We start from the raw sequence: 12,803 nt of genomic DNA on the forward strand, positions 1-12,803 counted from the left end.
GAAAGCCGCGCCGCCCAGCCCGATTCACCGATCCTTACCTTTGGAGAGTTCATGGCGCAGGAGCCTCGACTGACCCTCACCGGGGTCGTCAAGAGCTACGGCGCGGTCAAGGCCATCAGGCATGCCGACTTCGAGATACAGCCCGGTCAGGTGCACGCCCTGGTGGGGGAGAACGGCGCAGGAAAGTCCACGCTGATCAAGATCATCTCCGGAGCCACCGCACCCGACGCGGGTACGGTGACCTACGACGGTGAGCAGGTGTCGATCACGTCGACCGTCGACGCGATCGCGCTCGGTATCGCCACGGTTTACCAAGAGCCGCAACTGTTCAGCGAACTCACCGTCGCCGAGAACGTGTTCATGGGCCGCGAGATGGTCAAGTCGGGACGCGTCGACTGGGCCGCGCAGAACGATCGGGTCGTCAGTCTTCTGGAGGCCCTCGATCTTCCCGCAAAGCTCGCGACGGCCACCGTCGGAACCCTGTCGGTCGCGACCCAACAACAGGTGTCGATCGCCAAGGCCCTGGCGGGAAAGTGCGGTGTCCTGATCCTGGACGAGCCGTCGGCCATTCTCACCGACGCCGAGATCGACGTGCTCTTCGGCATCATTCGCCGCCTCGCCGACGACGGTGTCGCCATCATCTACATCTCCCACCGGCTCGACGAGGTGGTCAAGATCGCCGATCAAGTCACCGTGATGCGCGACGGCAGCACGATCGGCACCTATCCGATCGCAGACATGACGGTGCGGCGGATGGCCGAACTCATGGTGGGAGAGGCGCTTTCGGAGCAGTCCGGACCACGCACCACGCCGAAGGGCGAGCCGGTCCTTGAACTGAAGTCACTTGCAAGGGCTGGCTCCTTCGACGACGTGACGCTGAAGCTGCGGTCTGGTGAGATCCTCGGTCTCTACGGGCTCGTCGGCTCGGGTGTCGCCGAGATCGCCGAGTGCATCCACGGTCTCGCGAAGACGAGCGGCGGCGAGATCATCGTCGAGGGGCGCTCCGTCGCCCCGCGCTCACCGCGGGAAGCCGCGAGGGCTGGGATCGCGCTGCTCCCCGCCAACCGCAAGACCGAGGGAATGTTCTCCTTTCAGACCATCGCATTCAACGTGTCGATCGGTCACCTTCAGCGGTTCTCCCGTGGCCGGGCATTCGTGGACCGTCGTCAGGAGCGCACCGTGGTGAAGGATCTGATGAAGCGGTTGGCGGTGCGGGCGTCGGACGAGAACCAGGCCGTCGGAACACTTTCCGGCGGAAACGCGCAGAAGGTGATGCTCGCCCGTCAGCTCGTCGAGCGGCCCAAGCTGCTGCTGTTGGCCGAGCCAACGCAGGGCGTCGACATCGGCGCCAAGGAGGAGATCCACCGCATCATCACCGATCTCGCCGACAACGGCACCGCAGTGCTCGTCGCGACCTCCGACCTTCAGGAGGCGCTGCGCATCGCCGACCGGCTCCTCGTCGTACGCGCTGGCACCATCGCCGCGGAGTTCGGTCCCGATGCCCGCCAGGTCGACGTCCTGGCCGCCGCCGCGGGGGACCGGGAAGGATCGGCGTCGGCGTGAGCACCACGATCGACCCCAACGCCGCTGCGACCGCAGCCCCCGTACGCAACCGGGGCCGGGTGCTGCCGTCACCGGTGACGCCCGCCGAGATCGCCCTCGTCGCCGTCCTGATCGTGCTTTGGATCGCCCTGGCCGCGGCCACACCGGCGTTTCTCAGTGCGGGCTCGATCATTCCGTTGCTCGTCGAGGTGGCGCCGGTCGCGTTGATCGGCATCGGCATGACGTTCGTGATCATCACCGGAGGCATCGACGTCTCCGTCGGCGGCGCCATCATGGTGTGTTCGGTGGTGACCGCCAAGCTGATGCGCGATCAGGCCCTGCCGGTGTGGTGGTGCCTGGTCGTGGCGCTGGCCACCGGTGCGGTGCTCGGCCTGATCAACGGCGCACTCATCGCCTACGGGCGGGTGCATGCCATCATCATCACCTTCGGCACCGCGAACCTCTTCCTGTTCGTGGGACTCCAGATCTTCGCCTCCCAACCGATCAGTGGCATGCCCAACACGTTGGCGTGGTTCGGTCGTGGCATCGACGGCCGGACGCTGGGGGTGCCGAACAGCTTCGCGATCACCGTGATCCTCGCCGCGATCGCCTGGTGGTATCTGCGGCACACCCCGGGGGGCCGTCACTTCTTCGGCGTGGGCGGCGATCCGGTCGCCGCGCGACTGGCAGGCATCAGGGTGCAGCGGCGCATCCTCATCGCCTACGTCATCACCGGCGTACTGGTCGGACTCGCATCGATCTTCACGCTGGCCAAGGGCACCTCCAACCTCGATCAGTCGGTGGGCTCCGGGCAGGAGCTCGCGGTGATCGCCGCCGTCGTCATCGGTGGGACGTCGATCATGGGCGGGCGGGGCTCGGTACTCGGCACGGTCCTGGGCGCGCTCCTGGTGCAGACGGTGAAATCGGGTGTCACGCAATTGGGTTGGCCATCGCAGCTGTCCGACCTCTTCGTGGGGATCTTCATCGTCATCGCCGTCGGCACCGACCTCGTCCGCCGACGTGCCAGGAGAGATTCGTGACCGCCGACACCGCAACGCCCCCGACCCAGAAGCCGACGACACGTCAGCGTGCCGACAAGATCGTCGAGGCGATCCTGACCCAGCGGATCGTTCTGCTCGGCGTGCTGATCGTCATCGTCGTGTCGTGGTTGATGTACATGAGCGCGGGGGGTTATCTCACCGGCGACTACGACTTCGACTACATGTCGGCCACGTTGATCGACGCCGTGCCGCTGGCGCTGCTGGCCTTCGCGGAACTGGTCGTCATCGTGTCCGGCCGCGGCGGCATCGACCTGTCAGTCGGGGCGATGGTGTCACTGGTGGGCATGATCTTCGGGTTCGCCTACGGCCAGTGGGGCTGGCCGCTGCTGGCCGCGGTGTTGCTGGCCGTGGCCGTTGGCGCGCTGCTGGGCGCGATCAACGGATTCCTGGTCGCCCGCATCGGCTTTCCCGCGCTGATCGCGACGTTGGCCACCTACTACGCCTACAAGTCCATTGCGCTGGTGATCAACGATCAGAAGCCGATCAACAGCCCGCAGATCCAGGATCTGTACTCCCTCACCAGTTCGGTCAGCGTCCCGATCATCGGCGACTACATTCCCGACGTGCCGTTGGGGGTGTTCACCTTCCTGCTTCCGGTGCTGGTGGTGCTGTGGCTTGCGTTGGGCCGCGGGACGTATGGGCGACGGCTGTACGCCGTCGGGACCAACGACGTGGCCGCGCGGTGGGCGGGTGTCGACGTCCCGGCCACCCGGATGCGGGCGTACGTGACGGCGGGAGTCCTGTCCGGTCTGGTGGCGGTCTACATCACCGCGGAGTTCGCGTCGGCTCGGCCGGACGCAGGCACCGCGGGTAACGGGCTGGCGCTGCCCGCGATCACCATCGCCGTTCTGGGTGGCGTCGCGATCACCGGCGGCATCGGACGGCTGGCGGGCGTGCTGCTGGCCGCGCTGCTGATCGTGTGGCTCAACGCGGGCATCATCCTGTACTTCGAGGGCAACACCGGAACCCAGTTCCAGTTGCTCGCGCTCGGCGTCGTCCTCATCCTGGCCGCCCTGCTCAACGGATTGACCACGCGAAGATTCCGCGGCGGCGACTAGCTCGCCGAAGACCGGACGTACGAACGCATTACGTGTCTGTTTGGAAACGGAGAAACCACATGACTGTTCTCGACGCCTTCTCCCTGACCGGGAAACGGGCCCTGGTGACCGGCGGCAACCGCGGCCTCGGGCTGGCCTTCGTGCGAGGCCTCGCCGAGGCGGGTGCCGACGTCGTCTTCGTGTCACGCGATGCCGACCGGAACGCGGCCGCGGTCGCCACGCTGGCCGAGGAGGGCCTACGGGTGCAGGCATTCGAGGTGGACGTGACCACCTCGGAGGGGCCCGGTGCCGCGATCGACGGCGCAGTCGAACGGCTCGGTGGGCTGGACCTGCTGCTCAACAACGCGGGGCTCGCCATCCACAAGGCTGCCCTCGAGATCTCCGACGACGAATGGGATGTCGTCTTCAACGTGAATACGCGGTCGCTGTGGCGACTGAGTCAGAGGGCCGGCGCCTACATGAAGGACCATGGCGGCGGCAACATCCTCAACATCGGCTCGATCAGCTCCCTGATCGTCAACCGTCCACAGTTCCAAGCCTCCTACAACGCGTCGAAGGCGGCCGTGCATCAGCTGACCAAGTCGTTGGCGGCCGAGTGGGCGCCCTACGGCATCCGCGTCAACGCGCTGGCCCCCGGCTACGTCAAGACCGAGATGGCTCCCGTCGACAGGCCGGAGTTCCGTCAGCACTGGATCGAGGACGCTCCGATGAAGCGCTACGCGATGCCCGAGGAGATCGCCCCGACGGTGGTGTACATGGCTTCCGACGCGTCGGCGTTCATGACGGGATCGGTCGTCGTCATCGACGGCGGTTACACCGTCTATTGAGTGACTCGGCCTATTGAGTGACTCGGCCTATTAGGTGACTCGGCCTATCGAGTGACTCGGCCGGTTATCCGGTGGCCTTCGCCCAATTCTCGCCGAGGTAGGCGGCGTTCTTCTCGCTCTGTTCGTTGGTCGGGAGCGCCGGGGTGCCCTGGACCGGAGGAAGCGCGGCGAGCAAGCCCTTGTCCACGGTGCCCGCCTTCTCCATGGCGTCGGCGCGCACCGGGCGGGCGAGCCCCTTCAGGAACAGGTTCTGGCCCTCGTCGCTGTAGAGGAATTCCTGCCAGAGACGCGCGGCAGCAGGGTGCGGGCCGTCCTTGTTGATGGCCTGGAAGTAGTAACCGCCGACGAGCGCATTCGAGGGAACGAACACCTTCCAGGTGGGCAGTTTCGCGGTCTCGGCCGAGTTCAGGTAGTCCCAGTCGATGACGACGGGAGTCTGACCGGATTCGATGGTCGCTGGCGTCGGGTCGACCGGCACGAAGTTGCCTGCTTCGTTGAGGCGTCTGAAGAAGTCGACACCGGGAGCGATGTCATCGACCGACCCGCCGTTGGCGATCGCGGCCATCAGCACTCCGTTGGCCGCGGCGCTGGCGGTGGTGGGGTCGCCGTTGAGGGCCACCTTGCCCTGGAATTCGGGCTTCAAAAGGTCGTTGAGGTCGGTGACCTCGGGAACCTTCGCCGAGTCGAAGCCGACGGACATGTAGCCGCCGTAGTCGTTGACCCAGGTGCCGTCGGGATCCTTGAACTCCGCCGGGATGTCGTCGAACGTGGCCACCTTGTACGGCGCGAACAGGCCGGTGTTGGCCAATGCGATGGCCTGACCCAGGTCGAAGACGTCGGGGGCGGTGCTCTTGCCCTTCTGCTGGTTGGCGGCGTTGATCTCGTCCTGGCTGTTGGCGTCGGGCTGGGCGGAGTTCACCTTGATGCCGTACTTCTGCCCGAAGGTGTCGATGATCTCCTTGTAGTTGGCCCAATCCGGGGGCAAAGCAATCACATTCAGCTCACCCTCGGCCTTGGCGGCCGTGACCAGGCCGTCCATCCCGCCGAAGTCGGCGGCCGACGTGGCCTCCTTGGCGTTCACACCGGACTCCGTCTGGTTGCCGGTGTCCTCCTTCTCGGGCGGTGCGCATCCCACGAGGCCGACGACGACGAGCGCGGATGCGGCAGCTGCAACGAGCCGGGATGTGGCCATTCGTGACGAGGTCATGACGAACCTTCCGATGGGAGGGGGACGCCTGCGATGAGACGGAGTCGGGCGGCGGTTACGGAAGCCGATCGCCGACGCGGGTCGGCGATGGAACACTAGCGCGCCATCTGCCCCTTGGCAGGCTGTTCTCGGATTGCGCACCGCAGGCGTCTTCCCACCGCACCCCGTTGGCGCGCCGACGTCGCTCAGACCTGCACATACCTCCCCGCCGCGCCGACCGGAATGCCCATCGGTGGGTGTTCGGCCCTAGTTTGGGGCGGGCTAGTTCGGGGCGGGCGGCCGTTCGATGAAGACCGGCTCGTCCACCTGCCCCGGTTGCGGCCAATTGGAGAACACCTCGGCATAGCTATGGCTCATCACCTCGAGGACGGTCCCCCAGGGGTCGGCGACGTAGGCCAGCACCCACGGACGCCCCCGAACGAAGGCGACCGGGTCGGACAACCGCGTACCACCGTGCCGGATCACGGTCTCGACCGTCCCTGCCACATCCTGGTTCGTGAGGCACACGTGCCACGGTCCGCGGACGGTGTACGGGACGGGCACCCTCTCGTCGCGATCGTTCACGGGTGGATCGATGAACTGGAACAATTCGAGCCCAACACCGTTGGCCGCAAGCAGATGCGCCTGCCAGGCCCGCTTGAAGCGCGGTCCAAGTGCGCTGCGAGCCTCGTCGTGGTGACCCGGCTCCAGAAGTCGTGGACCCATGATGCACCTCAGCCCGAACACGGTGCCGTACCAATCGATCGCGGCGAACACGTCGGGGACGGTCACCCCGACGTGGTTCACGCTCAGGGCGATTGGTGGCGTTTCGGGACGGTCCTCGGGGACGGTCACCATGAGTGCTCCTATCCGTTCGACGTCAGCCCCGCGGCACGAGCGGCGACCTCGTAGAGGGTGACGTAGTCGTCGTTCCGGTAGCCGAGGCCGATCGCGGTCTGGATGAGTTGATGGGTGGAGGCGGCCAGCGGAAGGGGGACCTCCAGCGTGCGGGCGGCCGAGAGGCCGAGATCGAAGTCCTTGCGCAGGTTCTCGGAGGTGAAGGTGGGCGCGTAGTCGCGTTCGCGAATGGCGTTGCCCTTGTGGCGGATGAACGTCGAAGCCAGGACGGAGCCGTTGATGAAGTCCAGGAACGCCGGTGCGGTGACGCCACCCTTCTGGGCCAGCGTGGTGACCTCTGCCAACGCCTCGGTGATCATGCCCAGGAGGAGATTGTGGCCGAGTTTGACCAGCCGGGCCTCCTCGCTCGCCCCGGCGTACACGACCGTCGGGGCGATCAAGGCGAGGTGGTCTCGGGCCCGCTCGAAGACGTCGACGGGTCCCGAGGCCACGATGGCGGCTCCGCCTTCGGCGACCATGGCGGGGTTTCCACTGATCGGGGCGGACAGGAAGCCGACGCCCAACGCGACCGCCTCCTCGCGCACCTGAGCGGCGGCCTCCGCCGACACCGTCGAGCAATCCACCACGACGGGCGGCAGCCCGTCTCCGGTGAGGAGCCCTTCGGGACCGAGCGTGACGGCGAGCAGATCCGGTGACGACGTCACCGTGATGAAGACGATGTCGCAACTCTTGAGAGCACTGATCGTCTGGGCAGGCTGGGCACCGAGATCCAGCAGCGGCTTCGCCTTGGCGGCGGTGCGGTTCCAAACCGCGAGTTCAGTACCGCCCTTGAGCAGCTGCGTGGCCATTGCCGTGCCCATTCGGCCGGTCCCCAGCCACCCGATTCGAGGTGTGGTGTTCATGCTGTCTCCTTTCGAGGGAACGAATTTCACATCAAGGTGTCTTGCTCGGGTCGACGCACCGCGGTCCGGACCAACATCGCGGTTCAGACCAACATCGTCATCGGTTGCTCGATCGCGGCGACGAATGCCGTGAGCCACTGAGCGCCGAGCGCGCCGTCGAAGACTCGGTGATCGCCGGACAGCGTGACCGACATGACCGTTGCGACGCCCAGCTGGCCTTCGGTCACCACGGGCCGCTGGGTTGCGGTACCGACGGCCAGGATTCCCGACTGCGGCGGGTTGATGATCGCCGCGAATCGCTCGACGTCGTACATCCCCAGATTCGAGATGCAGAACGACCCGCCCTCCAACTCCGATTGCTTCAGCCGACCCTCCCTGGCGCGGCCCGCCAGGTCGCGCGCTTCGGATCCGATGGCGCCGACGGTCTTGCGGGCGACGTCGCGGATGACGGGTGTGACTAGGCCACCCTCGATCGACACCGCCACGCCGACGTCGAGTCGCTCGTAACGTCGTATCGTGGTGCCGTTCCATACGGCGTTCGCGTCAGGCACCGAGGCGAAGGCGTGACCCACGGCCTTGATGACGAAGTCGTTCAGCGAAAGACGATGCTGCAGTTGCGTGTTCAGCGTTCGCCTCAGATCGAGAAGTGCGTCGACCCGACAGTCGGCCTGCAGGTAGAAGTGCGGGACGGTGGCCTTGCTCTCCGTGAGCCGACGCGCGATGGTGCGGCGCATGGGGGTGAGTTCGACGTCGGTGTGATCGGCATCCTGCGATCGCGGCGAGGGGGTGCTCGTCGGCGCAGCAGTGGTCGATTCGGCCACGTTGTCTACCGTGTCGCCGGATGGCGCAGTGGGGCGCGGTGATTCGAGGTCGCGACGCACGATGCGTCCGTTCGGTCCGCTGCCGTGCATGGTGGCCAAGTCGATTCCGCGTTCGCGGGCGAGCTTGCGCACGAGGGGGGTGGCGAAGCGGCGAGTTCCGTTGGGAGTGGCCGTCGCCGCGCCGCCGTCCGGTCGCGGCGGATCGTCGGGCTCGGGCTGCGCGGAGACCTCCGCCCCCGCCGACGCGGCTTCGGCCTCCGCCTCCGCCGACTCCGCTACCGCGGCTTCGGCCTCCGCCTCCGCCGACGTCGTCGAAACCGCATCCGAGACCGACTCACCGGCTTCGGCCAGGATGGCGATCGGTTCACCCACCGGAACGGGCTGACCGGGCTGGACGAGCAGCGAGGCCATGGTGCCGCTGCTCTCGGCGAGGTATTCGACGACCGCCTTGTCCGTCTCCACCTCGGCTAACGGGGTGCCTTCCTCAAGGATGTCGCCGACGTTCACCATCCAGGACAGCAGCACGGCTTCGCTGATGCCGGTGATGAGTTCGGGCATTCGGACCAGGACGGGCATCAGCTTTCACCGCCCCAGTTGCGGCGCATCTGCTCGAGTGCGTCGGCGACCTCGGAACTCAGAGCGATGGAGGCACGTTCGAGTACCCGCGAGATCACCGGGCTGGCTTCACTTCCCGTGACCCGTGTGACGGGCGAGTCCAGCCAGTCGAACAGTCGCCGGTTGATTTCGTCGGACAACCACGCCCCGTACGAGGTTCCGTGTGCTCCCTGCTCGACGATCAGCACGTTGTTCGTCTTGCGCACGCTGGCCTCGATGGTCTCCCAGTCGATGCTGGCGCGGTCGAGCCACCGCAGGTCGATCAACTCGCCGTCGACCCCGGTCCGTTCGATGGCCTGCTCGCACTCGGCCACCATGTTCAGGTAGCTCAGCACCGTCACGTCGCTTCCAGTTCGGCGAACGGCGGCCCTTCCGAGCGGAAGGTAGTAGTCGGGGTCACCGTCGGGCACGGGTTCGCGCTTGCCGTATAGGTCGGTGTGTTCGATGACGAGCACTGGATCCTGCAGTGCCAGAGCCGTGTTCATCAAGCCGATGTAGTCGGCGGCGGTCGAGGGTGCGATGATGCGCCACCCGGGGCTCGTCGCGAAGATGCCCGCCGGGTCCATGAGGTGCTGAGATCCGTAGCCGGTGCCCAGGGCGACCTTGGTGCGGAGCACCAGCGGGACCGAGCTGTCGCCGCCGAACATGTGGCGGGCCTTCCCGATCTGGTTGAAGACTTGGTCCGCGGCGACCCACAGGAAGTCCGGGTACATGAACTCGACGATCGGCCGGAACCGGCCGTCCAGTGCCATGCCGCCGGCGAGCCCGGCAAAGGCGTTCTCGCTGATCGGTGTTCCCAGAACGCGTTCGGGTGCCTCGCGGAGGGCGCGTTTGGTGGCGCCGTTGGTGCCGCCGCCGAGTCGGTGGACGTCTTCGCCGAGTACCACGATGCTCGGATCCGTCTGCATGCGGCGGCCGATGACGTCGGAGATCGCATCGACGAAGCGTTTCTCGGTGGTCGGTTGGTCGAGGTTGGGAGACTCGGTCGTCACCAGTGCGTCGAGTTCACTGGCATCGCCGCGCAATCCGTGGTTGACGGTCTCTGGGTCGGGCCACAGCGACGGGATGATGCGGTTTCGGCCGTCGACCTCGGGATCCGGTTCGACCAGTGCGGCGACCACGTCGCGCATGGCCGCCACGGCTTGCTCTCGGACTTCGGCGAACTGTGCATCGGTGAGATGGCCGAGCCGACGCATCTCGTCTTCCAGGCGGGTGATGGGATCTCTTGCCCGCCAGTCCGATTCTTCTTCCTTGGTGCGGTAGCCGAAGGCACTGCCCTCGTACGCGCCATTCTGGTGAAAGAAGCGGTAGACCTGCGCCTCGATGATCGTCGGTCCACCGCCGGAGCGCATCACCTCGGTGGCGGCCTCGGTGGCCAGATGGACGGCGAGTGGGTCCATCCCGTCGACCCGCCACGCGGGGATGCCGAACCCGAGGCCTCGTCCCGAGAGCCGGTGCTCCCGGGTCGACTCGTCGACGGTGGTCGCCACGGCATAGAGGTTGTTCTCGATGAAGAAGTTGAGCGGGATGTCCCAGGCCGCAGCTAGATTCATGGTCTCCAGGGTCGAGCCGATGTTGACCGCGCCGTCACCGAAGTAGCTGATCGTGACATCGCGAGTACCTGCCGCACGTTGAGACCAGGCGTTGCCTGCGGCGAGCGGCACACCGCCGCCGACGATCGCGTTGCTGCCGAGGGCGCCTGCCTCAAGCCATTGAAGGTGAATGGAGCCGCCGCGGCCCTTGCAGAATCCCTGGGCCAGCCCGAGTATTTCGGCGAGGGTGCGTTGCAGTACCTGCTCAACGGCCTCGGTGACCATTGCGGTCGGGTCGAGCGTTCCCTTCGCCACGTGGCTGATCGCCTTGGCGAGGAACTGATGGTGGCTGCGGTGCGAGCCGTTGATCGCGTCGTCGGGCAGCAGGCCGACGATCGATCCGACGGCACCGCCCTCCTGGCCGATGCTCGAGTGAGCTGGTCCGTGGACCAACCCATCGGAGGCCAGTTTCAGCACCGTTTCCTCGAAGGCACGGATCAGGTGCAGTTCGGACAGCATCGTTGCCAGCAGGGCCGAGTCGGCCTTCTTCCAGTCCGCGGCGGTGCTGCGCAGCTCGATCCACGGCTGGGCAGGGGTCAGGCGTCGTTGCGCTGGCATATGTCCTCGATCGGTGTGCAGTGAGTGTGCGTTATAACGCACACTACGCTCGTTGGGTTCAATTGAAAAGGCGAAGGAGCGGTTCTTTGACGAGAGTCCATGTGAGATCGGCACTTTCGACCCTCCGACGCCGGTCCTGGCCGACGTCGGTGGATCGTCAAGACGGTCGGGAGTACAGCGATCGGGCGCTAGTGGCCCACGGATCGACGAGGATCTTGGTGGCCGTGGCGCGTCCGGTCGCCATCGGTTCTAGCCCGATCTGCTCGACGTCCGACAGTGGGATGACCGAAGGTGCGAGGACGTCCCAGGCGCCGGCCCGCAGCGCCAAGAGTCGCAGCGCCTCGGGCAGATCGGTCTCTGCGACGAGTGAATTCGTCCCCACCAGCACGAGCTCGCGCAGCGTCAACCGGTGGACGTCGAGTGCCACGGGATGCTTCTGCATTCCGACGCAGACGATGCGCCCGCCACGGGCCGCGGCGGCCAACGCCGATTCGAGGACGTCGGGCACTCCGGTGGCCTCGTAGATCAGTGCCGGCTGGTCGCCGTGTGCCGCGATGAGGTCCGCGGGCTCTAGGTGCCCGTCCCCGGCGACGGTGGTCCGTGCGCCCAATTCGGTGGCAATGCGACGCCGTGCCGGATCCCTGTCGACGGCGGTGACCGCCACCCCCCATCGAGACAGCACGTAGACCAGACAAGCGCCGATACCGCCGACGCCGATGACCACCGCACGCTCGCCTTCTTGGGGGTTGCCCCGGCGCGCGGCGTGCACCGCGATGGCCATCGGCTGGGCCAAGGCCGCCTCCTCGGCGGTGAGCCCGATGTCCCCGACACGTGCACAGCTGCGTACCGGTGCGGACACCAGCCCCGTCAGGGCGCCGTGACGGTGCAGGCCGACCACCCAGTAGTTCTCACACTGGCTGGTCCGCCCGGCGCGACAGGCGTCGCAGCGACCGCAGCTCACCGCTCCGCCGCAGCACACCAGCTCGCCCTTCCAGTCCGGTGGGACCGCGGCGCCGACCTCCACGACGACGCCGGAGAATTCGTGCCCCAACACGGTGGGGCCGTGATGCCCGGTCAACGGGTGGGCGTGCCCGAGTGGGACTTGGTGCGGACCACCGGCCCATTCGCCGGTGTCGGTGCCGCACAAGCCCGTCGCGCGCACCTCGATGAGGACTTCGTCGGGTGCCGGTCCTTCGGGGCGGGGAATGACCTCGACCCGGAGATCACGGCGGCCGTGCAACACGGCCGCCGTCATCGTCGATGCCTGGGTCGATTCCGGCGTCCCGCTGGCCTCTTCGTCTAAGCGCGACGTCACGCGGGCCTCGACGGGGTGACGATGCCGTCGTCGGAGGGTAGGAAGTAGCCGGCGTCCTCCAGGTTGGCCGCACCCTGGTAGCCCCACACCGTGAGCACCGGGTCCGTCGCCGAGGCGTTCTCCAGTCCGTGGTAGACGTTCCTGGGCACGAAGATGACGTCGCCCGGGCCCATTTCGACGGTCATGTCTCCGACGTGCTTGATGGCCCGCCCCGCGATGACGTACTCCCACTCCTCCGCATGGGGATGCCGGTGGATGTCGTGCTTGCTGCCGGGACGTAGGAACGTTCGACCCATGCAGCCCAGCTGGGCGCCAACCGTCTCGCGGGTGACGAGCCATCGCACGTCCATCTCGATCCAGCCGCGGTCGGCGTCGAGTGAGGCGTCGGGTGCAATCGCTCCATCGCGGACGAGGTAGCGTTCGATGTCGTTGAATTCTGGCTTGTCTGCAGGCATGTGGGGTTTCTCC

Annotated in this window: 11 protein-coding genes; 4 read left to right on the plus strand and 7 right to left on the minus strand. The window is 66.7% G+C overall.

The features are described 5' to 3' along the window. The 4 genes from ABW137_RS04465 to ABW137_RS04480 all read left to right on the plus strand — a co-directional run. The coding region (locus tag ABW137_RS04465; protein ID WP_526397291.1) for a sugar ABC transporter ATP-binding protein at positions 1-1,563 on the plus strand (1,563 nt) is incomplete at its 5' end. Next, complete coding sequence (locus tag ABW137_RS04470) at positions 1,560-2,582, plus strand: ABC transporter permease (RefSeq protein WP_526397293.1); 1,023 nt, start codon at positions 1,560-1,562, stop codon at positions 2,580-2,582. The genes ABW137_RS04465 and ABW137_RS04470, both read left to right, overlap by 4 nt. Beyond that, complete coding sequence (locus tag ABW137_RS04475; protein WP_526397295.1) at positions 2,579-3,661, plus strand: ABC transporter permease; 1,083 nt, start codon at positions 2,579-2,581, stop codon at positions 3,659-3,661. Before ABW137_RS04470 ends, ABW137_RS04475 begins: the two co-directional genes overlap by 4 nt. Positions 3,662-3,720: 59 nt before the next feature. Then, positions 3,721-4,488 (plus strand): SDR family NAD(P)-dependent oxidoreductase, encoded by a 768-nt coding sequence (locus tag ABW137_RS04480; protein WP_526397297.1) that lies wholly within the window; start codon positions 3,721-3,723, stop codon positions 4,486-4,488. A 64-nt stretch (positions 4,489-4,552) separates the two neighbouring features. Here the strand turns inward: ABW137_RS04480 and ABW137_RS04485 are convergent, their stop codons facing one another. The 7 genes from ABW137_RS04485 to ABW137_RS04515 all read right to left on the minus strand — a co-directional run bounded on the left by ABW137_RS04485 (position 4,553) and on the right by ABW137_RS04515 (position 12,790). Next, the gene (locus tag ABW137_RS04485) at positions 4,553-5,680 is read right to left on the minus strand and encodes an ABC transporter substrate-binding protein (protein ID WP_526397355.1); all 1,128 of its coding nucleotides are present in this window, start codon (positions 5,678-5,680) and stop codon (positions 4,553-4,555) included. 276 nt (positions 5,681-5,956) lie between these two features. Beyond that, positions 5,957-6,532: a VOC family protein gene (locus ABW137_RS04490; protein WP_526397299.1), complete on the minus strand. Its 576-nt coding sequence runs from the start codon at positions 6,530-6,532 to the stop codon at positions 5,957-5,959. 8 nt (positions 6,533-6,540) lie between these two features. Further along, positions 6,541-7,434 (minus strand): NAD(P)-dependent oxidoreductase, encoded by an 894-nt coding sequence (locus ABW137_RS04495; protein ID WP_526397301.1) that lies wholly within the window; start codon positions 7,432-7,434, stop codon positions 6,541-6,543. An 83-nt stretch (positions 7,435-7,517) separates the two neighbouring features. Further along, positions 7,518-8,831 (minus strand): 2-oxo acid dehydrogenase subunit E2, encoded by a 1,314-nt coding sequence (locus ABW137_RS04500; RefSeq protein ID WP_526397303.1) that lies wholly within the window; start codon positions 8,829-8,831, stop codon positions 7,518-7,520. Then, positions 8,831-11,020 (minus strand): alpha-ketoacid dehydrogenase subunit alpha/beta, encoded by a 2,190-nt coding sequence (locus tag ABW137_RS04505; protein WP_526397305.1) that lies wholly within the window; start codon positions 11,018-11,020, stop codon positions 8,831-8,833. Before ABW137_RS04505 ends, ABW137_RS04500 begins: the two co-directional genes overlap by 1 nt. A gap of 157 nt (positions 11,021-11,177) precedes the next feature. Continuing rightward, a complete protein-coding gene (locus ABW137_RS04510; protein ID WP_526397307.1) occupies positions 11,178-12,335 on the minus strand; it encodes a zinc-dependent alcohol dehydrogenase in 1,158 nt (385 codons plus the stop codon). Further along, positions 12,332-12,790 carry a cupin domain-containing protein gene (locus ABW137_RS04515; RefSeq protein WP_526397309.1) on the minus strand — a complete coding sequence of 153 codons (459 nt, stop codon included), beginning with the start codon at positions 12,788-12,790 and terminating at the stop codon, positions 12,332-12,334. Before ABW137_RS04515 ends, ABW137_RS04510 begins: the two co-directional genes overlap by 4 nt. Positions 12,791-12,803: the final 13 nt, after the last annotated feature.

It is taken from the genome of Mycobacterium sp., from assembly GCF_040509115.1.
In the GTDB taxonomy this organism is placed as follows: Bacteria; Actinomycetota; Actinomycetes; order Mycobacteriales; family Mycobacteriaceae; genus Mycobacterium.

Coding starts and splice junctions, on each gene's coding strand:
- ABW137_RS04490 (WP_526397299.1), bottom strand. CDS start 6,532: ATGGTGACCGTCCCCGAGGACCGTCCCGAAACGCCACCAATCGCCCTG.
- ABW137_RS04495 (WP_526397301.1), bottom strand. CDS start 7,434: ATGAACACCACACCTCGAATCGGGTGGCTGGGGACCGGCCGAATGGGC.
- ABW137_RS04500 (WP_526397303.1), bottom strand. CDS start 8,831: ATGCCCGTCCTGGTCCGAATGCCCGAACTCATCACCGGCATCAGCGAA.
- ABW137_RS04515 (WP_526397309.1), bottom strand. CDS start 12,790: ATGCCTGCAGACAAGCCAGAATTCAACGACATCGAACGCTACCTCGTC.
- ABW137_RS04505 (WP_526397305.1), bottom strand. CDS start 11,020: ATGCCAGCGCAACGACGCCTGACCCCTGCCCAGCCGTGGATCGAGCTG.
- ABW137_RS04485 (WP_526397355.1), bottom strand. CDS start 5,680: ATGGCCACATCCCGGCTCGTTGCAGCTGCCGCATCCGCGCTCGTCGTC.
- ABW137_RS04480 (WP_526397297.1), top strand. CDS start 3,721: ATGACTGTTCTCGACGCCTTCTCCCTGACCGGGAAACGGGCCCTGGTG.